Below are 24,059 nucleotides of genomic sequence, written 5' to 3'. Positions count from 1 at the left end.
GCTGCCGCCGCCGGCTCCGGAACGTTCCGGCGCACGCGGGCGACTAAAGTCGAGGGGTTGGCGAAGCCCTGAGGAGTGTCCGCGCGTGTCGAACGAACCGTCGAATCCGTCCGAGAACGAGTCCGTCGCGGTGGTGACCGAGGCCGGGACGGGCTTCACGCACTTCTCCGACCGGGCCGTCGTCGCGATCCGGGTCAACGGCGAGCTGAAGGACCTGGCCGCCGACGTCGTGCCGGGCGACCGCATCGAGCCGGTCCTGATCTCCTCTCCGGACGGGCTGAACATCCTCCGCCACTCCGCGGCCCACGTGCTCGCCCAGGCGGTGCAGCAGATCAACCCGGAGGCGAGGCTGGGCATCGGCCCGCCCGTCACCGACGGCTTCTACTACGACTTCGATGTCGAGGAGCCCTTCACGCCGGAGGCGATGAAGGCGCTCGAGAAGGCGATGGACCGCATCGTCCGCCAGGGGCAGCGCTTCGTGCGCCGCGTCGTGACCGAGGACGAGGCCCGCGCCGAGCTGTCCACGGAGCCCTACAAGCTGGAGCTCATCGGCATCAAGGGCGGCGGCGGTGACGAGGAGTCCGTCGAGGTCGGCGGCGCCGAGCTGACGATCTACGACAACGTCGACCCGCGCTCGGGCGAGACGGTCTGGAAGGACCTCTGCCGCGGTCCGCACCTGCCCAACACCCGCATGATCGGCAACGGCTACGCGCTCACCCGCAACGCGGCGGCCTACTGGCGCGGCTCCGAGAAGAACCCCCAGCTGCAGCGCGTCTACGGCACGGCCTGGCCGACGAAGGACGAGCTGCGCGCGCACCAGGCCCGCCTCGAGGAGGCCGCGCGCCGCGACCACCGCAAGCTCGGGCACGAGCTCGACCTGTTCTCGTTCCCGGACGAGATCGGCTCCGGTCTCGCGGTGTTCCACCCCAAGGGCGGCATCATCCGCTACGAGATCGAGCAGTACATGCGGGAGCAGCTGCTCGCGCACGACTACGAGCTCGTCTACACGCCGCACATCACCAAGGGCGACCTCTTCACCACCAGCGGGCACCTGCAGTGGTACTCCGAGGGCATGTTCCCCCCGATGCACCTCGACGAGCTGCAGGACGAGGACGGCAACGTCACCCGCCAGGGCCAGGACTACTACCTCAAGCCCATGAACTGCCCGTTCCACAACCTGATCTTCCGCTCGCGCGGCCGCAGCTACCGCGAGCTGCCCCTGCGCCTGGCCGAGTTCGGCACGGTCTACCGCTACGAGAAGAGCGGCACGCTGCAGGGACTCACCCGCGTGCGCGGGCTCACCCAGGACGACGCGCACATCTACGTGACGCAGGAGGACGTGGCGGCGGAGCTCACCCGCAACCTCGAGTTCGTGCTGCAGGTGCTCCGCGACTACGGCCTGAACGACTTCTACCTCGAGCTCTCGACCAACGAGGAGGGCAACCCGAAGTTCGTCGGCGCCCCCGAGCAGTGGGAGGCGGCCATCGAGTCGCTCCGCGCGGTCGCGGTGGAGTCGGGTCTCGAGCTGGTCCCGGATCCGGGCGGAGCGGCGTTCTACGGTCCGAAGATCTCGGTGCAGGCGCGCGACGCGATCGGCCGCACCTGGCAGATGTCGACGATCCAGCTCGACTTCAACCAGCCCGAGCGCTTCGAGCTGGAGTACACCTCGTCCGACGGCAACAAGAAGCGCCCCGTGATGATCCACCGCGCGCTGTTCGGCTCGATCGAGCGCTTCTTCGCGATCCTCACCGAGCACTACGCCGGGGCGTTCCCCGTCTGGCTCTCGCCCGTGCAGGTGGTCGGCATCCCGATCGCGGACGAGTACCTGCCCTACCTCGAGGAGGTCGTGGGCGAGCTCAAGCGCGCCGGCGTCCGCGCCGAGATCGACTACTCCAGTGATCGGATGCAGAAGAAGATCCGCAACGCCACGCTGCAGAAGGTGCCGTTCCAGATCATCGTCGGCGAGAAGGACCGCGACGCCGGCGCGGTCAGCTTCCGCTTCCGCGACGGCACCCAGGAGAACGGGATTCCCGTCGCCGACGCCGTGGCGCGCATCCGCGAGGCGATCGCGTCGAAGGCGCAGGTGTGAGCGTGGACGGCCTCGTCCCCGAGGGAGCGGAGGGGTCCGCGCACCTCGCGGGAGTCCCCGACGAGTTCCAGCGCCTGTGGACCCCGCACCGCATGGTCTACATCCAGAAGGGACAGCCGGGAGCCGACGACTGCCCGTTCTGCGTCGCGCCCACGCTGAGCGACGAGGAGGCGCTGATCGTCGCCCGCGGCGGGCACGCGTACGTGCTGCTCAACCTCTTCCCGTACAACTCCGGCCACCTCCTCGTGTGCCCGTACCGCCACATCCCGCTGTACGACGAGGCCACCCCGGAAGAAGTGGCCGAGATCGGCGCCCTCACGCAGACAGCGATGCGCGTGATCCGCGAGGTGTCGAACAACGACGGCTTCAACCTCGGGATGAACCAGGGCGCGGTCGCCGGAGCCGGGATCGCCGCGCATCTGCACCAGCACGTGGTTCCGCGCTGGGCGACCGACGCGAACTTCTTCCCGATCATCGCCCGGACGAAGGCGCTGCCGCAGCTCCTGGGCGACGTCCGCGCGAGCATCGCGGCCGCCTGGCCCACCGAGTAGGCGGGGTCCGCGCAGGCGGACCTCGGTAGACTGGACGGCGCTGTCGGCGGCACGTGCGGCAGCGCCTCCGACGCGAGACGCCGCCCGGCCGTCGGCCCCAGACAGAGCCCAGCCGTCGGCGGGCGACAGAGCCCAGCCGTCGGCTGGAGACACAGCAGAGAAACAGGACCCGCGATCATGACCGACACCACCACTCCCTCCTCCTCCGCCGCGTCCGAGCAGTTCGGCTCGAGCCGCGTCAAGCGCGGTCTCGCCGAGATGCTCAAGGGCGGCGTGATCATGGACGTCGTCACGGCCGAGCAGGCCCGCATCGCCGAGGACGCCGGCGCCGTCGCCGTCATGGCGCTCGAGCGCGTCCCGGCCGACATCCGCTCGCAGGGCGGCGTCGCGCGGATGAGCGACCCCGACCTGATCGACGCGATCGTCTCCTCCGTCTCGATCCCCGTCATGGCGAAGGCCCGCATCGGCCACTTCGTCGAGGCGCAGGTGCTCTCGGAGCTCGGAGTCGACTACATCGACGAGTCCGAGGTCCTCTCGCCGGCCGACTACGTGAACCACATCGACAAGTGGAAGTTCACCGTCCCCTTCGTCTGCGGAGCGACGAACCTGGGCGAGGCGCTGCGCCGCATCACCGAGGGCGCGGCCATGATCCGCTCCAAGGGCGAGGCCGGCACCGGCGACGTCTCCGAGGCCACCAAGCACATCCGCACCATCTCGGCCGAGGTGAACCGCCTCAAGGCGATGACCAAGGACGAGCTGTACGTCGCGGCCAAGGAGCTGCAGGCCCCCTACGACCTCGTCGCCGAGATCGCTCAGACCGGCAAGCTGCCGGTCGTGCTGTTCACGGCCGGCGGCGTGGCCACTCCGGCCGACGCGGCGCTCATGATGCAGCTCGGCGCCGACGGCGTCTTCGTCGGCTCCGGCATCTTCAAGTCGGGCGACCCGGCCAAGCGCGCCGCGGCGATCGTCAAGGCGACCACCTTCTACGACGACGCGAAGGTCATCGCGGAGGCGTCCCGCGGACTCGGCGAGGCGATGGTCGGCATCAACGTGTCCGACGTCCCTGCGCCGCACCGCCTCTCCGAGCGTGGCTGGTAGCACCGGGCCCCGCGTCGCGGGGGAGGGCGAGACCCGCGAGTCCCTCGAGGGGCTCCGGGTCGGCGTCCTCGCGCTCCAGGGCGACTTCCGCGAGCACGCGGCCGTACTGCGCGAGCTCGGCGCGGAGGTGGTGCTCGTGCGCCGTCCCGCCGAGCTCGCCTCGGTCGCCGGCCTCGTCATCCCCGGCGGGGAGTCGACGGTGATGGACAAGCTCTCGCGCCTGTTCGGCCTCGCCGAGCCGATCGGCGAGGCGATCGAGGCGGGGCTGCCCGTCTACGGCACCTGCGCCGGCCTGATCATGCTCGCCGACCGCGTGCTCGACCGGATCGAGGGCCAGCACAGCTTCGGCGGTCTGGACGTGACCGTGCGCCGGAACGCGTTCGGCAACCAGCTCGACTCCTTCGAGACCGACCTCGACGTGCCGGTGATCGGCGACCCTCCCGTGCACGCGGTCTTCATCCGCGCGCCCATCGTGGAGGAGCTGGGGGAGCGGGCGACCGCCCTCGCCGCGATCGCGGACGGCAGGGTGGTGGCGGTCGAGCAGGGCAACCTGATGGGCACGTCGTTCCACCCGGAGATCACGGGCGACTACCGCTTCCACGAGCTGTTCCTGCGGAAGGTCGCGGCGACGCGCTTCGGAGCCTGACCGCCGGGGGTGGACCGCGTCGGTGGTGCGCGGCAGGGTAGGGCCATGCCCGAACTCCCCGAAGTGCAGGCGCTCGCGCGCGATCTCGACGGGCGGCTCGGCGGTCACGTCCTCGAGCGGCTCGACGTGTTCGCGATCTCGGCGCTCAAGACCGTCGCGATCCCTCCGTCCTCCCTCGCCGGGCAGCCGGTGCACGGAGTCGAGCGGCACGGCAAGTTCCTCGATCTCGCGGTCGGCGATGCGCACGTGCTCCTGCATCTGGCCCGCGCGGGCTGGCTGCGCTGGCGGCCGGAACGGCCGACGGCTCCTGTGAACCCCGGCCGAGGACCGCTCGCCGCCCGCTTCGTCCTCGAGGACGGCTCCGGGATCGACGTGACCGAGGCGGGCACGAAGAAGAGCCTCGCCCTCTCGATCGTGGCCGACCCGCGCGACGTCGAGCGCGTCGCCCGACTCGGACCCGATCCACTGGACCCCGCCTTCACCCGCGAGATACTCGGTGCCATCCTGGCGACCGCCGGCCGCGCCCAGCTGAAGGGCGTGCTGCGCGACCAGTCGCGGATCGCCGGCATCGGCAACGCGTACTCCGACGAGATCCTGCACGTCGCCCGCATGTCGCCGTTCAAGCCCGCGACGCTCACCGCCGACGAGCTCGACCGCCTCTACTCGGCCCTGCGCTACACCCTCGAGGAGGCCCTCGGCCGTGCCGAGGGGCTGCACGCCGCCGACCTCAAGAAGGAGAAGAAGCTCGGCATGCGCGTGCACGGCCGGACCGGCGAGGCCTGCCCCGTCTGCGGCGACACGATCCGCCAGGTGATCTTCGCCGACTCCACCCTCCAGTACTGCCCCACCTGCCAGACCAACGGGAAGCCCCTCGCGGACAGGGTTCTCTCGCGGTTGCTGAAGTAGCCGGCTCGGCCGGCCACTTCAGCAACCGCGTCCGAGCCGGTCCCTGCCCGGCTCGGCGCAGTCGGCTGTCCGAGGTGGTCTCGCGGGTGGAGCGTCCTGCGAACGCCTACGGCGATTCGCTGGCACGCGAATCGCCGGTTCGGCTCGCGGGTGGTCGCCGATCCGGCTCCTCCGAGACTGGAGCCCGCCCCCCTGCTGGTCGAGTAGGCGCACAGCGCCGTATCGAGACCCACCCGCACTGATCGTGCGGCAGCTGGCGCCTTCGGCGCCAGCGCGGGGCGGGAAGAGACGGATCTTCTGGGAGACGTGGGTCTCGATACGCCCCTTCGGGGCTACTCGACCAGCAAGGAGGCGGGCTCCTCCAAGGAGCCCCACCCTCACCTATCGTGCGGGAGTCGACGCCGCATCCCTCCTTCCGGCGTCCCACCTCCGCTGCTTCAGTGCACCACCCCCCCTGCTGGTCGAGTAGGCGCGCAGCGCCGTATCGAGACCCGCCCCTCCGGTCCTGCGGCAGCTCCCTGTCCTGCCCTGCGACTCAGCCCCTCCCGGCGAGCGGCAGCTGACTCGCTCCGCGAGGCGAACCGGCGATCCGCGTGGCAGCGGATCGGCGTAGCCGGACGCAGGACGCTCCACGTGCCGCACCGCCTGGGGAAGCCGACTGCGCGGAGCCGGGCGGGGACCGGCACCGGATGAGCACCGCCGGCTGCGCGGAGCCGGGCGGGGACCGGCTCCGAATGAGCACCGCCGGCTCTCAATTAGACTGATCCAGCTATCAGCGGCGCCTGCGGGGGTCGCATACGACGATTTTCCGAGGGAGCACCGTGTCCGGGCATTCCAAGTGGGCCACGACCAAGCACCAGAAGGCGATCAAGGACTCGCGTCGCGCGAAGTCGTTCGCCAAGCTGATCAAGAACATCGAGGTCGCCGCCAAGATCGGCGGAGCCGACCTCTCGGGCAACCCGACGCTCGTCGACGCCGTGCAGAAGGCGAAGAAGACGTCGGTCCCGAACGACAACATCGATCGCGCGATCAAGCGCGGCGCCGGCCTCACCGGCGAGGTCATCGACTACACGACGATCATGTACGAGGCGTACGGCCCGAACGGCATCGCCCTGCTCGTCGAGTGCCTCACCGACAACAAGAACCGCGCCGCGGCCGACGTCCGCACCGCGATGACCCGCAACGGCGGCACCATGGCAGACCCGGGCAGCGTGGCCTACAACTTCGCGCGCAAGGGCGTCATCAGCGTTCCCCACGGCGAGAGCGTCACCGAGGACGACGTCCTCGGCGCGGTCCTCGACTTCGGCGTCGACGACGTCCTCGACCACGGCGAGAGCTTCGAGGTCCGCGTCGAGCCGAGCGAGCTCGTGCCGGCCCGATCGGCGCTGCAGGAGGCGGGCATCGACTACGACTCCGCCGACGTCGAGTTCGTCGCATCCCTCCAGGTCGAGGCCGACGCCGAGACCGCCCGCAAGGTGTTCCGGCTGATCGACGCGCTCGAGGACTCGGACGACGTGCAGAACGTCTACACGAACCTCGACATCACCCCCGAGGTGCGCGCCGAGCTCGAGAACGAGGAGTGACCCGGTGACCCCGGATCGACGGGGAGGCGCGCACTGATGCGCGTCCTCGGGATCGATCCGGGGCTGACCCGGTGCGGCGTCGGCATCGTCGACGTCGCCCGCGACCGGCGGGCCACCCTGGTGCACGTCAGCGTGCTGCGCACTCCCGTCGACGACCCGCTCGAGCGGCGCCTGCTGGCGCTGGGCGACGGCATCGAGGCGCTCCTCGACGAGCACCGCCCTGACGCCGTCGCGATCGAACGCGTTTTCGCGCAGAACAACGTGCGCACCGTGATGGGCATCGCCCAGATCAGCGGAGTGGCGCTCGTCGCGGCCGCCCGCCGCTCCCTCCCGGTCGGCATGCACACGCCGAGCGAGGTGAAGGCCGCTGTCACGGGCTACGGAGCCGCCGACAAGCGGCAGGTCACCGCGATGATCCAGCGCGTCCTCCGTCTCGACGCGCCTCCGACTCCGGCCGATGCGGCCGATGCGCTGGCCCTCGCGGTATGCCATGCGTGGCGGGCTCCGCTCGCCTCCCGACCGTCGTCCGCGACGGAGGGGGAGACGCCGGCGCAGCGTGCATGGCGCGCCGCGGAGGCCTCCACTCGAACGCCTGTTCGAGCATCTAGACTGACGCGGTGATCTCCTCCCTCCGCGGCACCGTCCTCTCCGCCCGCGGGAGTCTCGCCGTGATCGACGTCCACGGCGTCGGCTACGCGGTCAACGTGACTCCGCAGCACGCGCTCGAGATGCGCGTCGGCGACGAGACGACGGTCACGACCACGCTCATCGTCCGCGAGGACTCGCTCACCCTCTACGGCTTCCCGGACGAGGAGCAGCTCGAGATCTTCGAGCTCCTCATCGCGGTGACCGGAGTGGGGCCGAAGTCGGCTCTGGGGGTCCTCGGAGCCGTCGAACCCGAGCGCATCGCCCAGGCCGTCGCCGACGAGGACGACGCCGTGTTCCGCAAGGTGTCGGGCATCGGCCCGAAGACCGCGAAGCTCATCATCCTGTCGCTCGCGGGCAAGCTCGCGGTCCGCCCGCGCGCCGCCCGCGGCTCGGGGCCGGGAGCGACCGCCGCGCAGAGCGTTCTGTCGGCGCTCGTCGGCCTCGGCTGGCCCGAGCGCATCGCCGCCGAGGTGGTCGACGAGATCCTCCTCGACGCCCAGGCGTCCGACGCCGCGAACGTGCAGGCGCTCCTGCGCCTCGCCCTCGCCCGACTCGGTCCGGCGGCCCGCTCGTGAGCGGCGACGGACTGCTCGGCCCCGAGGTCGTCTCCGAGGCCGAGATCGCCTTCGAGGGCGCCCTGCGGCCCAGGAGCCTGAGCGAGTTCGTCGGGCAGCGCAAGGTCCGCGGGCAGCTCGAGCTCCTGCTGAAGGCCGCGGCGATGCAGGCGCGGACGCCCGACCACATCCTGCTCGCCGGGCCTCCCGGTCTCGGCAAGACCACTCTCGCGATGATCGTCGCGGAGGAGAGCTCGTCGCCGCTGCGCCTCTCGAGCGGTCCGGCGATCCAGCACGCCGGCGATCTCGCCGCCGTCCTGTCGTCGCTCCTGCCCGGCGAGATCCTCTTCATCGACGAGATCCACCGCATGGCCCGCTCCGCCGAGGAGATGCTCTACCTCGCGATGGAGGACTTCCGGATCGACATCATGGTCGGCAAGGGCGCCGGAGCGACGTCGGTGCCGCTCGACCTCGCCCCGTTCACGCTCGTCGGAGCCACCACCCGGTCGGGCCTGCTCCCGAACCCCCTCCGCGACCGCTTCGGATTCACCGCGCACCTCGAGTTCTACGCCGAGGACGAGCTGCGCCAGGTCCTCGCCCGCGCCGCCCGGCTGCTCGAGCTCGACATCGACTCGGACGCGATCGCCGAGATCGCCGGTCGCTGCCGGGGCACGCCCCGCATCGCGAACCGTCTGCTGCGGCGCGTGCGCGACTTCGCCCTCGTGAACGGCGGCCGCGCCGACGTCACGGCCGTCCGGGCCGCGCTCGATCTCTACGACGTCGATGCGCTCGGCCTCGACCGCCTCGACCGCGCCGTCATGGAGATCGTGCTGACCCGGTTCGACGGCGGGCCCGTCGGACTCAACACCCTCGCCGTCTCGGTGGGAGAGGAGGCCGAGACGGTCGAGGCGGTGGTCGAGCCCTTCCTCGTGCGGATCGGCCTGCTGACCCGCACTCCGCGCGGCCGCGTGGCCACTCCCGCGGCCTGGCGGCATTTCGGGCTCGACCCGCGCGGGGCCGCCGGGTCCCAGCAGTCGCTCTTCGGGGATGACCTATAATCTTCAAGGCCCGACGGGCCGCTCGATCCCGCGCACCCGGCTGAGACGCCGCGCGGAGTCGCCACCCACTCCGGAAGGCTCACCCATGGATCCGACGATCATCCTGCTCGTCCTGCTGCTCGCCGTGATGATCATCTTCATGTTCCGCAACAACAAGAAGCGCCAGCGCGACGCGGAGAACATGAAGAACAACCTGGTCCCGGGGGTCGAGCTGATGACCGGCTCCGGCCTCTTCGGCACCGTCGTCTCGATCGACGACGACGCCAACAAGATCGTCATCGAGTCGACGCCCGGCACGCTGCTGACGATCCACCGCCAGGCGATCGCGCGCCTGATCGACCCGAGCGAGAACGAGGTCGCGGCCGACGAGGACGAGACCGTCGCCGTCGACGGCACCGCCCCCGCGTTCGGCGAGCGCGACGCCGCGCACCAGGCCGACCCGCTGGTCGACCCGATCGAGCGCGACCGCAAGCCCGACGCGCAGTAGTCTCCTCGGCGGGCACGGGCGCACGAGCGCCCGGCCCGCCCCTCGTTCCTCCGGGTCCGTCCCGGCACGTCATCGCCGACCGAAGAGAAAGCTGAGCCCTGGGTGGCCGCATCAACCCCCGTCCGGAAGGCCCGGCGCTCTCTGAGCTGGCTCGGTGTCCTGATCCTCGCTCTCGTCGGTCTGAACACCGCCGCCGTCCTCTGGGGCGGCGGATCCTGGACTCCGAAGCTCGCCCTCGACCTCGAGGGCGGCACGCAGATCGTGCTCCAACCGCAGCTGAACGACGGTGACACGGTCTCGACGGAGCAGCTGACCCAGGCCGTCTCGATCATCCGCCAGCGCATCGACGCGTCCGGCGTATCCGAGGCCGAGATCACGACCCAGGGCTCCAGCAACATCGTCGTCTCGATCCCGGGAACTCCCGACGACGAGACGCTGCAGCGCATCGAGGCGTCGGCGAAGCTCGACTTCCGTCCCGTCCTCGTCGGCAGCCAGGCCACGAACACCGCGGTCGGAGGCGACGCCACGTCCTCGCCGACGCCCACGCCGGTCGATCCCGCGCTCTCGACCGAGCCCACCGCGGAGCCGACCGACGCCAGCGACCTCGCGTACATCACTCCGGCCCTCGAGGCGCAGTACACCGCGTTCGACTGCGCGTTCCTCAACAGCCAGGACCCGAACCTCGCCCCCGCGGACCAGCCGCTGATCACCTGCGACGACACCGGGACGGTCAAGTACATCCTCGGCCCGGTCGAGGTGACCGGCGAGGACATCGCCGACGCCTCCAACGGCCTCGTCACGACGCAGTCGGGAGCCAGCACCGGGACCTGGGCCGTGAACCTCTCGTTCGACGACGCCGGCACCACCGCCTTCTCAGACGTCACGACCCGCCTCGTCGCCCTGCAGGGCGCGCAGAACCAGTTCGCGATCGTGCTCGACGGTCGCGTCATCTCGGCGCCGTCCACCAACGCCGCGATCACCGACGGCAACGCGCAGATCACGGGCTCCTTCACCCAGGAGTCGTCGAAGACGCTCGCGGACCAGCTGAAGTACGGCGCCCTGCCGATCGGCTTCCAGGTGCAGAGCTCGGACAGCATCTCGGCCACGCTCGGCACCGCCCAGCTCGCGAGCGGTCTGCTCGCGGGCCTGATCGGCCTGATCCTCGTCGTCGTCTACTCGCTCGCCCAGTACCGAGTGCTCGGAGCGGTCACGATCGCCTCGCTGATCGTCGCCGCGGTCGTCACCTACCTCGTCGTGACGCTCCTCTCGTGGCGGGAGGGACTGCGCCTCTCGCTCGCGGGAGTAGCGGGTCTGATCGTCGCGATCGGCATCACGGCCGACTCCTTCATCGTGTACTTCGAGCGGATCCGCGACGAGCTGCGCGACGGTCGCGGCCTGGAGTCGGCGGTCGAGGCCGGATGGCGGCGTGCGCTGCGCACCATCTTCGCCTCCGACATGGTGAACCTGCTCGCGGCGGTGGTGCTGTTCATCCTCGCCGTCGGCAGCGTCCGCGGCTTCGCGTTCACGCTCGGCATCACGACGCTGATCGACCTCGTGGTCGTGATCCTCTTCACGCACCCGATGCTGCAGCTGCTCGCCACGACGCGGTTCTTCTCAGACGGGCACAAGCTCTCCGGGCTCGACCCCCGAGCTCTGGGCGCCGTCTACCGGGGTCGAGCGGCGTTCCGGCCGCAGGACGCCGTCGTCGCCGGCAAGGGCTCCTCCGCCGCCCGCGAGGCAGCGAAGCGCCAGACCATCGCCGAGCGCAAGGCCGCCGAGGCGGCGCGCACTCCCGGCTCCTCCGACTCGACCAAGGACGCGTGATGGCCAGCTTCTCGCAGTTCGGCAACGACCTCTACACCGGCAAGCGCTCGATCGACTTCGTCGGACGTCGCCGCACCTGGTACCTGATCTCGCTCGTCCTGATCCTGATCACGGTGCTCGGGACGGTCGCCCGCGGCGGCTTCAACTTCAGCATCGAGTTCACCGGCGGCTCCGAGTTCACGGTGTCCTCGCCGTCGAGCCTCGACCAGGCGACGGCGACCGACGCGGTCACCGCGGTCTCGCCCGAGACCGTTCCGCGCGTCTCGGTCGTCGGCGACGACTCGATCCGCGTGCAGACCGACCAGCTCTCGACGGACGAGTCGACGGCGGTCCGCAACTCCCTCGCCGAGGCCTACGACGTCCCGAACGACCAGGTCACGTCCTCCTTCATCGGAGCGTCGTGGGGCAACGACATCACGCAGCAGGCCCTGCGCGGTCTGATCATCTTCGTGGTGCTCGCGTCGCTGGCCATGTGGGCCTACTTCCGCACCTGGAAGATGTCGCTCGCCGCGATCGTCGCCCTCGTGCACGACCTCGTGATCGTCGCCGGCGTGTACGGCATCACCGGCACGGAGGTGTCGCCCGCCGCGGTCATCGGCCTCCTGACGATCCTCGGCTACTCGCTCTACGACACCGTGGTGGTGTTCGACAAGATCCGCGAGAACACGGCCGAGGCGCTGGGCAGCACGACGAAGACGTTCGCCGAGACGGTGAACCTCGCCGAGAACCAGACGCTGGTCCGCTCGATCAACACGTCGATCGTGGCGGCGCTGCCCGTCGGCGCGATCCTCGTGATCGGCGCGTTCGTGCTCGGGGCCGGGACGCTCCGCGACATCTCGCTCGCCCTGCTCATCGGCATCATCGTGGGCACGTACTCGACGATCTTCGTCGCGGCGCCCCTCTACGCGCAGCTGCGCGGCCGGGAGGTCGACGTCGCCCGCAACGACAAGCGCGTCGAGGCGGCGCGACTGAAGGCGGGCACGCCGGCCGTCGAGCAGAGCGCGTAGGAGCAGCGATGGCCGAGTTCTCGCAGGTCTCCGCGGCCGACGCCGTCGGACTCGTCGCGCGCGACGAGGTGTGGCTCCTGGACGTCCGGGAGCCGCACGAGTGGGCGCTCGGCCACGCCGCCGCCGCGCACCACATCCCGATGAACCAGATCGGCGCACGCCAGGACGAGCTGCCCGCGGAGGCGCCGATCCTGGTCGTCTGCCACTCGGGGGTCCGCTCCGCGATGGTCGTGCAGGCCCTCGAGGGTGCGGGTTACGAGGCGGCCAATGTCGACGCCGGGATGACCGCGTGGGCGGCCGCCGGGGGAGACGTCGTCGACGACGAGGGGCGTCCCGGACGCATCGACTGACGGCTCCGGGGTTCGCCCCGGGCGGATCGGTCGGCGGCGCGTTCCGCAGGCGCGATAATGGGGCGATGGAGATGCCCGCGTGACGGAAACCACGACCACGTCGTCGACCGCTGCCCTGCGCAGACTGGTCCCCCGGATCTTCTCGCGCGCGCAGCCCTCCGGTGCGGTCGACACCCTCGTGCGCACGGTGCGGATGCACCACCCCAAGAGCGACATCGCCCTCATCGAGCGCGCGTACTCGGTCGCCGAGCGGGCCCACTCCGGGCAGAAGCGCCGCAGCGGCGAGCCCTACATCACGCACCCGCTCGCGGTCGCGCAGATCCTGGCCGATCTCGGCATCGGCTCGAAGACCATCGCCGCGGCCCTCCTTCACGACACGGTGGAGGACACCGACTACAAGCTCGACGAGCTCCGCGCCGACTTCGGCGACGAGGTCGCGATGCTGGTCGATGGCGTCACCAAGCTCGACAAGGTCAAGTACGGCGACAGCGCTCAGGCCGAGACCGTCCGCAAGATGATCGTGGCGATGTCGAAGGACATCCGCGTCCTGATCATCAAGCTCGCCGACCGCCTCCACAACGCGCGGACCTGGGGCTTCGTGCCCGCCGAGTCCGCCGCACGCAAGGCGACCGAGACGCTCGAGATCTACGCGCCCCTCGCGCACCGCCTCGGCATCCAGGCGATCAAGTGGGAGCTCGAGGACCTCTCGTTCGCGGTGCTCTACCCCAAGATCTACAACGAGATCGAGAGCCTCGTGAAGCGCCGGACGCCTCAGCGCGAGGAGTTCGTGCAGAGCGTCATCGACCTGATCGGCGAGGATCTGCGGGCCGGCAAGATCCGCGGCCGCGTCGTCGGGCGCCCGAAGCAGTACTACTCGATCTACCAGAAGATGGTCGTCCGAGGCCGCGAGTTCGACGAGATCTACGACCTGGTCGGCATCCGCGTGCTCGTGAACTCGGTCCGCGACTGCTACGCGGTGCTGGGGTCGATCCACGCGCGCTGGACGCCGATGCCGGGCCGGTTCAAGGACTACATCGCGACCCCGAAGTTCAACCTGTACCAGTCGCTGCACACGACGGTCGTCGGGCCCAAGGGCCGGGCGGTCGAGATCCAGATCCGCACCAACGAGATGCACCAGCACGCCGAGTTCGGCATCGCGGCGCATTGGAAGTACAAGGAGCAGATGGCGACGGGCAAAGTGCCCACGTCCGGCTCGAACGACACCGACCTCGCCTGGCTGGCGCACCTCTCGGACTGGCAGTCCGAGACGACCGACCCGAACGAGTTCCTCGACTCGCTCCGCTTCGAGATCGGCGCGAAGGAGGTCTACGTCTTCACTCCGAAGGGCCGGGTCATCGGCCTGCCCACAGGAGCGACGCCCGTCGACTTCGCCTACGCCGTGCACACCGAGGTCGGCCACCGCACGATGGGCGCCAAGGTGAACGGGCGCCTGGTGCCGCTCGAGTCCTCGCTGACCACCGGCGACGTCGTCGAGGTGTTCACCTCGAAGAACCCCGACAGCGGCCCGAGCCAGGACTGGCTGAACTTCGTGCAGAGCCCGCGGGCCCGCAACAAGATCCGCCAGTGGTTCACGAAGGAGCGCCGCGACGAGGCGATCGAGCAGGGCAAGGACTCCATCGCCCGCGCGATGCGGAAGCAGAACCTGCCGCTGCAGAAGCTGATGAGCCAGGACACCTTCACCGAGGTGGCCAGCCAGCTGCGCTACAACGACGTGGAGGCGCTCTACGCCGCCGTCGGCGAGGGTCACGTGTCGACGCAGTCGGTGCTCGAGAAGGTCGTCGCGTCGATCCAGGGCGATCCGGAGTCGGACGAGAACGAGGTCACGCTCCCGCGCTCCCCGCGACCCCGGAGTCGCAGCAGCGAGTCGGGCGTCCTGGTCAAGGGCGCGCCGGACATCCTGGTGAAGCTCGCGAAGTGCTGCACGCCGGTGCCGGGCGATCAGATCGTCGGCTTCGTCACGCGCGGAGCCGGGGTCTCGGTGCACCAGGCCAACTGCCACAACGTGCAGGAGCTCCTGAAGGAGCCCGAGCGGATCGTGGACGTCGAGTGGGCACCCTCCTCCAAGAGCATCTTCCTGGTGCAGATCCAGGTCGAGGCGCTGGACCGCTCCGGTCTGCTGAGCGACGTGACGCGGGTGCTCTCGGAGCACCACGTCAACATCCTCTCGGCGACGGTGTCGACCTCCAGCGACCGGCTCGCGATCAGCCGCTTCGTCTTCGAGATGGGCGACACCACGCATCTCGACCGCGTGCTGAACGCCGTCCGGCGCATCGACGCCGTCTATGACGTCTACCGGGTCAACGCGGGCTGAGAGGCCCTGACGGCGGCCGCGCGCCCAGCGCGGCCGTCAACCGGCGCTCGGCGATGCGGCGTCCGGCCACGGCGCTCCCCGCCGCGTCGAGCGCGGCGAGGACGTCCTCCAGGGCGGTGCCGGTCGTCAGCGCGAGCGACCGGAGCAGGGAGTCGTCGCACGCGTCCCGGGACGCGGGTCAGGTCGATCAGGGTGCGCACCGGAGTCGTGACCGGGCAGCCGCCGATCGAGACGACGTCCGCGGTGGGCAGCCGGACCTCGTGGAAGCGCACGCGGGCGCACGGCCGCGGACGCAGCCGGTGCTCCCGGTCGATCGAGGCGCTGTGCAGCGCGGGCGGCTCGGTCGTCGCTCCGTGCACCCATGCGGCGCTCGAGCGGTCGGCGACCGTGCCGCGCGGCAGGACCGCGAGGAGCGCGGCGCCCCGCTCCGCTGCTCCGGTCGGCAGATCGCACAGCACGAAGCCCTCGTCGAGGGCGCGGAGCTCGCCGTCGAGGCGGGCGGCGCACAGCTCGGCGAGCGGGAGATCGCCGGGGAGCAGAACGGAGGGGAGGCGCGTCATCCCTCGAGAGTGGACGACGCGCCTCCCCTCCGGAGGCGCTCACGACGATCTGTGGAGGGATCGGCGCGGGGGAGGGATCAGCCCAGGGCGTCCAACCACACCTTGCGGGCGTCGAGCGCCTCCTGCGCCTGAGCGATGGCGGCTCGGTCTCCGCGGGCCTTCGCCTCGTCGAGCTCGTCCTGCAGCTTCTGGATCGCCGAGGTGAGCTGCGACGCGAGACCCTCGGAGCGCGCCTTCCGCTCGGGGTTGCTGCGGTTCCAGTGCTCCTCGTCGAGCTTGCGCACGTGCGCCTCGACCTTGCGGAGCCGGTCCTCGATCGTGCGGACCTGCTCGCGGGGGACGCGGCCGACCTCGTCCCAGCGCTCCTGGATGGAGAGGAGCGCGCGCTTGGCCTTCTCGCGGTCCTGCTCCTGCAGGAGCGGCTCGGCCTCCTCGAGGAGGGCGAGCTTGCGATCGAGGTTCTCGGTGTACTCGACGCTCTCCTGCGCGACGATCTCGGCCTTCGCGCCGTAGATCGCATCGCCGGCCGCCTTGAAGCGTGCCCAGAGCGCGTCGTCGAACCGCTTGCCGGCGCGTCCGGCGACCCGCCAGCTCTCGAGGAGGGTGCGGTACTCGGGGATCGCGTCGGCGCCGCGCGGCACGAGCGCCTCGGCCTGGTCGATCAGCGACTGCTTCGCCGCCTTCGCCTCGCGGTGCGCGGAGTCGAGGTCGGCGAAGAACGCCTTGCGGTTCTGCTCGATCGTGGTGCGGGCACCGCGGAAGCGGCGCCAGAGCTCGTTGGCCTCGTTCTTGGGCAGCCGGGGACCCTGCTGCTGGTGGCTCTGCCAGCGGGCGAACAGCTCGTCGATCGCGGCGCTCGCCTGCTTCCACTGCGTCTTGGCGGGGTCGACGGCCGCGAGGGCCTCGGCCTCGGCCACGATCGCCTCGCGGTACGCGAGCGCCTCGGCCAGCACGGCCTTCGACTCGGCGGCCTGCTGCTCGGTGAGGTCCTCCACCGACCCGCTCAGGGCGCTGACGCGGGTCTGCAGGGCCTCGAGATCGCCGACGGCGTGCGCCTCGGCGATCGCCGCGGTCAGCGACTGCACCGTCCGGGCGACGTCGGCGGCGGGGGCACCGCGCTTCGCTCGCTGCTCGAGCAGGGAGACCTGCCCGGCCAGCTCGGTGTACTTGCGCTCGTAATAGGCGAGCGCCTCCTCGGGGGTGGCATCGGGGTACTGGCCGACCTCGCGCTCCCCGTCTCCGACTCGGACGTAGACCGTCCCGTCGTCGTCGACTCGTCCCCACGGCTGCTGGTCACTCATCGCTCGGAGCCTCACCTTGCTGTTCGATGTCGTGCTGTTCGATGTCCGTCGCGTCGGGTGGCCGATCGGGCTCGACGGCCGAGAGGCCGGGTACCGCGCTCGGCCGCGAACGGGCAGTGACGATCAGCCTATTGCACGGGGGCGCCCCCGGCTCCTGCCCGCGTGGGCGGCGGCCGGCCTCAGCGCGTCTACTGGACGGTGACGGAGGTGATCGCGACCGGCTCGGCGGGAGCGCCGTCGGTGGATCCGTCGGCGGTGCCCTCGGCGACGACGTCGGCGACGAGGGCGTCGAGACCCGAGGTCACCTGTCCGATGACGGTGTAGCCGCCGGCCGCGTCGGCGGGCAGGGTCGTGTCCTCGTAGACGACGAAGAACTGGCTCCCCTGGCTGTAGCCGTTGCCGGACTGCCGCGCCATCGCGATGGTCCCCGCGGGGTAGAGCCCGTCCTCCGGGGCGTTCTCGACGGGACCGTAGCTGTAGCCCGGCCCGCCGGTGCCGTCGCCGTCGGGGTCGCCGCACTGGAGGACGAAGAGGCCCTCGGTGGTCAGGCGGTGGCAGGAGACGCCGTCGTAGAAGCCCGACTGCGCGAGGGAGAGGAAGGAGGAGACGGCCTGCGGGGCCGCGGCGCCGGCGAGCGTGATCGTCAGTGCATCCGTGTTGATCGTCATCTCGCCGGTCCAGTCGCGGCCCTCGGCGATGTCGGCCGACGGCACGTCGCCCGTGTTCTCGCCGGTGGCGGCCGGCGTCGGAGTCGCACTCGCGCTCGAGGACGGCTCGGCGACGGGGGTGCCCGGTCCGCCGGAGAAGTAGAGGAGCTGGGCGAGGACGGCGAGGGCGATCACGACTACTCCGGCCACGGCGGCGATCACGTTGTCGCGTCGGCGGCGCTGCGCTCGCGTGCGGTGCAGGGCCTGGCGGGCCTGGTAGGCCCGGAGCCGGGTGCGGGCCTCGCGATCGTTCGACTTTCCCTGGGCCACGAGTTCCTCCGACGTCTCCGGTCGCGCCCCGGCGGCGCGGCGCTCCGCGCGCAGGCGCAGACCGAGAGGAGCCTACGAGAATCGGCGCGGCGACTCCACACGGCGCTCCGCCCGCGCCGGTGCCGTGTCGGAGCCCCTGGTTACGCTGGTGCGCATGACGATGCAGCAGGCAGGACTCCGCTCGGGGGCGACTCCGCTCGCCGTGCGGATGCGCCCGCGCAGCCTCGACGAGGTCGCCGGGCAGCGCCACCTGCTGACGCGGGGCTCCCCGCTCGTCGCCCTCGCCGCGGACACCACGGGGGAGCGCGGTGCCGTCTCGGTCATCCTGTGGGGGCCGCCGGGCACCGGCAAGACGACGCTCGCGCAGGCCGTGGCGCACTCGAGCGGGCGGCGTTTCGTCGAGCTCTCGGCGGTCACGGCCGGAGTGAAGGACGTGCGGCAGGTGATGGAGGAGGCGCTCTCCACGCGCGATCTCTACGGCACCTCGACGGTCCTGTTCCTGGACGAGATCCACCGTTTCACCAAGGCGCAGCAGGACGCGCTGCTGCCGGGCGTCGAGAACGGCTGGGTCATCCTGATCGCCGCGACGACCGAGAACCCGTCGTTCTCGGTGATCGCGCCCCTGCTGTCGCGCTCGCTCCTGCTCACCCTCGAGCCGCTGAGCGACGACGACCTCGGGATCCTGGTCGATCGCGCCCTCGTCGACGAGCGCGGGCTCCGCGGCACCGTCGCCCTCGATCCGGAGGCGCGGGCGAGCATCGTCCGGCTGGCCTCGGGCGATGCGCGCCGCGCGCTGACCGCACTCGAGGCGGCGGCGACGTCCGCGCGCTCCGATGCGAGGGAGGCGGACCGGGCCGCGCGCGCGTCCGACTCCGACGAGGACGAGGACGACGAGGACGACGACGCCCCCGTCGAGGACGACGCCCCGGCCCAGGAGCCCGAGCTCCCGCTCATCACGACCGAGGTCGTCGCGCGCGCGGTCGACCGGGCGCTGCTGCGCTACGACCGCAACGGCGACGAGCACTACGACGTCATCAGCGCGTTCATCAAGTCGATCCGCGGCTCCGACGTCGATGCGGCACTGCACTACCTCGCCCGGATGATCGAGGCGGGGGAGGATCCGCGGTTCATCGCCCGGCGCATCATCGTCTCGGCCTCCGAGGACATCGGCATGGCCGACCCGCAGGCCCTGGTCATCGCCGTGGCGGCCGCCGACGCCGTCCAGCTCATCGGCATGCCGGAGGGGCGGATCCCGCTCGCCCAGGCCGTCGTGCACCTCGCGACCGCTCCCAAGTCGAACGCGTCCTACACCGCGCTCGACGCGGCCATCGCCGACGTGCGCGCGGGCAAGGCGGGCCGGGTGCCGCCGCACCTGCGCGACGCGCACTACCCGGGCGCCAAGCGGCTCGGCCACGGGAAGGGCTACCGCTACCCGCACGACGCCGAGCTGGGCGTCCTGCAGCAGCAGTACCTGCCGGACTCGCTCGACGGCGCCCGGTACTACGAGCCGACCGAGCACGGCAACGAGCGCGACGTCTCGGCGCGGCTGTCGAAGCTGATGAGGATCATCCGGGGCTCCTGAGCAACCGAGTGAAGGCCGCCCGCGCCGGAGCCGATCCGGGCGGAGACCGCGCTGGGCTGAGGAACGCGGTCCCTCCGTGATAGTCTTCTCCGGTTGCCCACCGCTCTGTAGCCGAGCGGAGCAGCGCATCCCTCTGAATCGCGCAGCTCGTCACCGCGGTCACCCTTCCGCACGCACCCGCGAGCGGACACGACCACGGCGCCCGCGCTCCACCCGGAGCACGTCGGCGAGAGCTGCGACCGAACCTCTCAGACCTTGGAAGGACCACAGTGTCGACCACCTCCCGTTCTCGCTCGAAGACGCGCCTCTCGCGCGCCCTCGGCATCCCGCTGACCCCGAAGGCGGCCCGCTACCTCGAGAAGCGTCCCTACGCTCCCGGTGAGCACGGCCGCTCGAAGCGCAAGGCCGACTCCGACTACGCGGTCCGCCTGCGTGAGAAGCAGCGTCTGCGCGCCCAGTACGGCATCCGCGAGAAGCAGCTCCGCATCGCCTTCGGCGAGGCCCGCCGCACCCAGGGACTGACCGGTGAGAACCTGGTCGAGCTCCTCGAGATGCGCCTCGACGCCCTCGTCCTGCGGTCCGGCTTCGCCCGCACCACGGCGCAGGCCCGCCAGTTCGTGACCCACCGTCACATCCTCGTCGACGGCAAGACCGTCGACCGTCCCTCCTTCCGCGTGAAGCCGGGCCAGGTCATCCACGTCAAGCAGCGCTCCGAGGGCACCGAGCCCTTCCAGGTCGCCGCCGCCGGTGGACACGTCGACGTGCTCCCCAAGACCCCGGGCTACCTCGAGGTCGAGATCGACAAGCTCCAGGCGACGCTCCTGCGCCGTCCGAAGCGCGCCGAGGTCCCCGTGACCTGCGAGGTCCAGCTGGTCGTCGAGTACTACGCCGCCCGCTGATCCACTCCTGACCCGGTCGCTCGACCGACGTCCCAGAAGGCCCCGGCTCACCGCCGGGGCCTTCTGCCGTCCCGGGGGCGCACCGGCCGGAGCGCACGCCCGGCCGCAGCCCTGCCGACCCGGCCCGCGCCGCGTCGCTAGGCTGGAGTGCCGCAATCGGGCGGCGCCGAACGGAGGTCACCGTGTCCGGTGGAGACATCGCAGGACTCATCGCCGCAGGAGTGTTCGCGATCCTGGTCGCGATCGCCGCGATCCCGCTGTGGAAGCTGGGACGCGTGTTCGACAGCACCAGCGAGGCGATCAAGCAGGCCAGCGACGGTCTCACCCCGATCCTCGACGAGTCGGCCTCCACGCTCCGCGAGGCCAACCAGCAGCTCGCCCGCGTCGACACGATCACCAAGGACGTGGCGGAGGTCACCGGCAACGTGAACGCCCTCGTCGCCCTCACCGCGGCGACCATCGGCGGGCCGCTGATCAAGCTCGCCGGCTTCACGGCGGGCGTCCGCGCGGTGCTGGTGGCCGGGCGGACGGCCGACAAGGTCGGCGAGGCCGCCGGGCGGACCGCGGCGAAGCGCTCGAAGCCCACCCGCAGGTCCTCCTCCCGATAGCCGCAGGCTCGCGCCCTAGAATCGATCCGGTCGCCGCGCACCGCCGCGCCGTCCGCCACCCACCGCCGCGGAAGGAACCACCGTGAAGAACCTCGTCCTGGTCGTCGTCGGGATCGGCCTCGGCTTCGCGCTCGCGCACCAGGTCGCCCGCACGACCGCCGGCGCCCGCCTCTTCGAGGACATCAACCGGAAGGCGAAGGAGCTCGGCGACGCCGTCTCCGAGGGCTACCACCAGCGGGAGGCCGAGTTGAAGGCCGCCATCGGCGAGGGCTGATCCCGCCCGCACTCCCGGCCGTCCGGCCACTCCCGCGTCGACACCGACCGAACACGTAACGGAACCCATGCAGACCGCCGAAATCCGCACCCGCTGGCTCGACTTCTTCGGAAGCCGCGGTCACACCGTGGTGCCCTCCGCCTCGCTCGTCAGCGAGGACCCGAGCCTCCTCTTCACCGTCGCCGGCATGGTGCCCTTCGTGCCGTACCTGACCGGAGTGGTCCCCGCGCCGTACCCGCGCGCGACCAGCGTGCAGAAGTGCATCCGCACCAACGACATCGAAGAGGTCGGCAAGACCCCGCGTCACGGCACGTTCTTCCAGATGAACGGCAACTTCTCCTTCGGCGACTACTTCAAGGAGGGGGCGATCGGCTACGCCTGGGAGCTCCTGACCGGCGCCGAGGGCGACGGCGGCCTGGGCTTCGACGAGAAGGACCTCTGGGTCACCGTCTACAAGGACGACGACGAGGCCATCGCGCTGTGGAAGAAGATCGCGGGCCTGCCCGACGAGCGGATCCAGCGCCTGGACAAGGACACCAACTACTGGTCCACCGGCCAGCCCGGTCCGGCCGGCCCCTGCTCCGAGATCTTCTTCGACCGCGGACCTTCGTACGGCATCGACGGCGGCCCCGCCACCGACGACGACCGCTACGTCGAGATCTGGAACCTCGTCTTCATGCAGTACCTGCGCGGCGAGGGCACGAGCAAGGTCGACTTCGACATCCTGGGCGAGCTGCCGCGCAAGAACATCGACACCGGCATGGGGCTCGAGCGCGTCGCGTTCCTCAAGCAGGGCGTCGAGAACATGTACGAGATCGACCAGGTCCGCCCGGTCCTCGACCGCGCGGCCGAGATCTCGGGTCGCCGCTACGGCGCCGATCACGAGGACGACGTGCGCATGCGCGTCATCGCCGACCACGTGCGCTCCTCGCTGATGCTGCTGTCCGACGGGGTCACTCCGTCGAACGAGGGACGCGGCTACATCCTGCGACGCCTGATGCGCCGCACGGTGCGCGCGATGCGCCTGCTCGGCGTCGACACCGCTGTGTTCCCGGAGCTGTTCGCGGCCTCGCGCGACGCGATGGCCGCCGCCTACCCCGAGGTGCAGACGGAGTACGAGCGCCTGTCGACGAGTGCGTTCGGCGAGGAGGAGGCGTTCCTGCGCACCCTCGCCGCGGGCACCGAGATCCTGGATCTCGCGGTGCTCAAGACCAGGAAGGCCGAGGCGGAGACGCTCCCGGGCGACACGGCGTTCCTCCTGCACGACACCTTCGGCTTCCCGATCGACCTCACCCTCGAGATCGCCGAGGAGTCGGGGCTGAGCGTCGACCGCGAGGCGTTCGACTCGCTGATGTCCGCGCAGCGCGCCCGGGCCAAGGCCGATGCGAAGTCGAAGAAGTCGGCCCTCGCCGACCTCTCGGTCTACGCCGCGTTCCGCGCGCACGGCGAGACCCTGTTCACCGGCTACGACGTGCTGGACACCGAGTCCCGCATCGTCGGCCTCGTCGTGGGCGGTCAGTCCGTGACGAAGGCGTCGGCGGGCGACATCGCCGAGGTGATCCTCGAGGCGACCTCGCTGTACGCCGAGTCCGGCGGTCAGGAGGCCGACGCCGGCCGCATCGTCGGCAACGGCTTCGACCTCGAGGTCCTCGACGTGCAGAAGCCCGTCAAGGGGCTCATCAGCCACACCGTCCAGGTCGCGAGCGGCGAGGTCGGGGTCGGCGACGCCGCCACGTCGGTCGTCGACCGCGACTGGAGGCGCGGAGCGACGCAGGCGCACTCCGGCACGCACCTGATCCACGCGGCGCTCCGCCAGGTCCTCGGCCCGCAGGCGCACCAGTCCGGCTCCTACAACAAGGCCGGCTACCTCCGCCTCGACTTCTCCTGGAACCAGGCGCTGTCGCTCGACACCCGCAGCGAGATCGAGGACATCGCGAACACCGCCATCCGCGACAACCTCCAGGTCGTCACCCGCGAGCTGCCCCTCGACGAGGCCAAGGCGCTCGGCGCGATGGCCCTCTTCGGCGAGAAGTACGGCGACGTCGTGCGCGTCGTCGACATCGGCGGCCCCTGGTCGCGCGAGCTGTGCGCGGGCACTCACGTCGGGAGCTCCTCCGAGATCGGGCTGATCAGCCTCGTCAGCGAGTCGTCCGTCGGGTCCACGAACCGCCGGGTCGAGTCGCTCGTGGGTCGGGAGGCGTTCCAGGATCTGGCCGCCGAGCGCGCGCTCGTCAGCACGATCTCGTCGTCGCTGAAGACGCCGCGCGAGCAGCTGCCCGAGCGGATCGCCGACCTCGTCGCGAGCCTCAAGGCCGCCGAGAAGAGGATCGCCGCCTTCGAGGCGAAGGCCCTCGCGGACCGCGTCCCCGCGATCGTCGCGAACCAGCGCCGGATCAACGGCGTCACCGTCGTCGCCGAGAACGTCGGCACGGCGGGCTCGAGCGACGAGCTCCGCTCGCTGGTCACCTCGGTGCGCGAGCGCCTCGGCTCCGAGCCGGCCGTGGTGGCCCTCGCGGCCGACGTCTCGGGCAAGCCCGCCGTGATCGTCGCGACCAACCAGGCCGCGCGCGACTCCGGTGCCAAGGCGGGCGTGCTCGCCAAGCTGGCTGCGGGCGTGCTCGGCGGCGGCGGCGGCGGCAAGCCGGACCTGGCCCAGGGCGGAGGCTCGGACGTCTCGGCGATCGGCGCCGCCCTCGAGGCCGTGGTCGCGGAAGCGACCCGCTGA

22 protein-coding genes are annotated in these 24,059 nt (G+C 71.0%); 19 read left to right on the top strand and 3 right to left on the bottom strand.

What is annotated here, in order from left to right; genetic code table 11:
* The first annotated feature begins 130 nt into the window (after positions 1-130).
* The 14 genes from thrS (at position 131) to ASF46_RS09325 (ending at position 15,133) form a co-directional block, all read left to right on the top strand.
* Complete coding sequence (gene thrS / locus ASF46_RS09390) at positions 131-2,089, top strand: threonine--tRNA ligase (protein ID WP_056867535.1); 1,959 nt, start codon at positions 131-133, stop codon at positions 2,087-2,089.
* A gap of 2 nt (positions 2,090-2,091) precedes the next feature.
* The gene (locus tag ASF46_RS09385; protein ID WP_056867239.1) at positions 2,092-2,640 is read left to right on the top strand and encodes an HIT family protein; all 549 of its coding nucleotides are present in this window, start codon (positions 2,092-2,094) and stop codon (positions 2,638-2,640) included.
* 177 nt (positions 2,641-2,817) lie between these two features.
* Positions 2,818-3,738, top strand: coding sequence for a pyridoxal 5'-phosphate synthase lyase subunit PdxS (gene pdxS / locus ASF46_RS09380; protein WP_055791734.1), 921 nt, complete (start codon positions 2,818-2,820; stop codon positions 3,736-3,738).
* Positions 3,728-4,384: a pyridoxal 5'-phosphate synthase glutaminase subunit PdxT gene (pdxT, locus tag ASF46_RS09375; protein ID WP_056867238.1), complete on the top strand. Its 657-nt coding sequence runs from the start codon at positions 3,728-3,730 to the stop codon at positions 4,382-4,384. Before pdxS ends, pdxT begins: the two co-directional genes overlap by 11 nt.
* Positions 4,385-4,429: 45 nt before the next feature.
* Positions 4,430-5,290 carry an Fpg/Nei family DNA glycosylase gene (locus ASF46_RS09370; protein ID WP_056867237.1) on the top strand — a complete coding sequence of 287 codons (861 nt, stop codon included), beginning with the start codon at positions 4,430-4,432 and terminating at the stop codon, positions 5,288-5,290.
* Between the two features lie 821 nt (positions 5,291-6,111).
* Positions 6,112-6,873, top strand: a complete 762-nt coding sequence (locus ASF46_RS09365; protein WP_056867236.1) for a YebC/PmpR family DNA-binding transcriptional regulator — start codon at positions 6,112-6,114, stop codon at positions 6,871-6,873.
* Positions 6,874-6,909: 36 nt separating this feature from the next.
* The gene (gene ruvC / locus ASF46_RS09360) at positions 6,910-7,494 is read left to right on the top strand and encodes a crossover junction endodeoxyribonuclease RuvC (protein ID WP_056867235.1); all 585 of its coding nucleotides are present in this window, start codon (positions 6,910-6,912) and stop codon (positions 7,492-7,494) included.
* Positions 7,491-8,096 carry a Holliday junction branch migration protein RuvA gene (gene ruvA / locus ASF46_RS09355; protein WP_056867234.1) on the top strand — a complete coding sequence of 202 codons (606 nt, stop codon included), beginning with the start codon at positions 7,491-7,493 and terminating at the stop codon, positions 8,094-8,096. The genes ruvC and ruvA overlap by 4 nt, the downstream gene beginning before the upstream one ends.
* The gene (ruvB, locus tag ASF46_RS09350; RefSeq protein ID WP_056867233.1) at positions 8,093-9,133 is read left to right on the top strand and encodes a Holliday junction branch migration DNA helicase RuvB; all 1,041 of its coding nucleotides are present in this window, start codon (positions 8,093-8,095) and stop codon (positions 9,131-9,133) included. Before ruvA ends, ruvB begins: the two co-directional genes overlap by 4 nt.
* 85 nt (positions 9,134-9,218) lie before the next feature.
* Positions 9,219-9,620 (top strand): preprotein translocase subunit YajC, encoded by a 402-nt coding sequence (gene yajC, locus ASF46_RS09345; protein WP_056867232.1) that lies wholly within the window; start codon positions 9,219-9,221, stop codon positions 9,618-9,620.
* A gap of 102 nt (positions 9,621-9,722) precedes the next feature.
* Entirely contained in the window at positions 9,723-11,444 is a 1,722-nt protein-coding gene (gene secD / locus ASF46_RS09340) for a protein translocase subunit SecD (RefSeq protein WP_056867231.1), read from the top strand.
* A complete protein-coding gene (gene secF / locus ASF46_RS09335) occupies positions 11,444-12,451 on the top strand; it encodes a protein translocase subunit SecF (RefSeq protein WP_055791755.1) in 1,008 nt (335 codons plus the stop codon). The genes secD and secF overlap by 1 nt, the downstream gene beginning before the upstream one ends.
* A gap of 8 nt (positions 12,452-12,459) precedes the next feature.
* Positions 12,460-12,801 (top strand): rhodanese-like domain-containing protein, encoded by a 342-nt coding sequence (locus ASF46_RS09330; RefSeq protein ID WP_055791758.1) that lies wholly within the window; start codon positions 12,460-12,462, stop codon positions 12,799-12,801.
* Between the two features lie 79 nt (positions 12,802-12,880).
* Positions 12,881-15,133, top strand: coding sequence for a RelA/SpoT family protein (locus ASF46_RS09325; RefSeq protein ID WP_055791761.1), 2,253 nt, complete (start codon positions 12,881-12,883; stop codon positions 15,131-15,133).
* On the opposite strand, the gene ASF46_RS09320 is transcribed toward ASF46_RS09325, so the two are convergent.
* The 3 genes from ASF46_RS09320 to ASF46_RS09310 form a co-directional block, all read right to left on the bottom strand.
* On the bottom strand, positions 15,112-15,693 hold the full coding sequence (locus ASF46_RS09320) for a type IV toxin-antitoxin system AbiEi family antitoxin (protein WP_056867230.1): 582 nt from the start codon (positions 15,691-15,693) through the stop codon (positions 15,112-15,114). The genes ASF46_RS09325 and ASF46_RS09320 overlap by 22 nt on opposite strands.
* Positions 15,694-15,770: 77 nt before the next feature.
* The gene (locus tag ASF46_RS09315; RefSeq protein WP_056867229.1) at positions 15,771-16,994 is read right to left on the bottom strand and encodes a DUF349 domain-containing protein; all 1,224 of its coding nucleotides are present in this window, start codon (positions 16,992-16,994) and stop codon (positions 15,771-15,773) included.
* A 188-nt stretch (positions 16,995-17,182) separates the two neighbouring features.
* Positions 17,183-17,971: a peptidylprolyl isomerase gene (locus ASF46_RS09310; RefSeq protein ID WP_056867228.1), complete on the bottom strand. Its 789-nt coding sequence runs from the start codon at positions 17,969-17,971 to the stop codon at positions 17,183-17,185.
* A gap of 154 nt (positions 17,972-18,125) precedes the next feature.
* Here ASF46_RS09310 and ASF46_RS09305 point away from each other — a divergent pair, with 154 nt between their 5' ends.
* The 5 genes from ASF46_RS09305 to alaS all read left to right on the top strand — a co-directional run bounded on the left by ASF46_RS09305 (position 18,126) and on the right by alaS (position 24,059).
* Positions 18,126-19,553 carry a replication-associated recombination protein A gene (locus ASF46_RS09305; RefSeq protein WP_082485333.1) on the top strand — a complete coding sequence of 476 codons (1,428 nt, stop codon included), beginning with the start codon at positions 18,126-18,128 and terminating at the stop codon, positions 19,551-19,553.
* Positions 19,554-19,822: 269 nt separating this feature from the next.
* Positions 19,823-20,452: a 30S ribosomal protein S4 gene (gene rpsD / locus ASF46_RS09300; RefSeq protein WP_055791772.1), complete on the top strand. Its 630-nt coding sequence runs from the start codon at positions 19,823-19,825 to the stop codon at positions 20,450-20,452.
* A gap of 182 nt (positions 20,453-20,634) precedes the next feature.
* Positions 20,635-21,060: a DUF948 domain-containing protein gene (locus ASF46_RS09295; RefSeq protein ID WP_055791774.1), complete on the top strand. Its 426-nt coding sequence runs from the start codon at positions 20,635-20,637 to the stop codon at positions 21,058-21,060.
* A gap of 82 nt (positions 21,061-21,142) precedes the next feature.
* Entirely contained in the window at positions 21,143-21,334 is a 192-nt protein-coding gene (locus ASF46_RS09290; protein ID WP_056867227.1) for a hypothetical protein, read from the top strand.
* 67 nt (positions 21,335-21,401) lie between these two features.
* Complete coding sequence (alaS, locus tag ASF46_RS09285; RefSeq protein WP_056867226.1) at positions 21,402-24,059, top strand: alanine--tRNA ligase; 2,658 nt, start codon at positions 21,402-21,404, stop codon at positions 24,057-24,059.

Source organism: Rathayibacter sp. Leaf296 (assembly GCF_001423045.1).
In the GTDB taxonomy this organism is placed as follows: domain Bacteria; phylum Actinomycetota; class Actinomycetes; order Actinomycetales; family Microbacteriaceae; genus Rathayibacter; species Rathayibacter caricis.
This window is presented reverse-complemented; position numbering and strand designations above follow the sequence as displayed.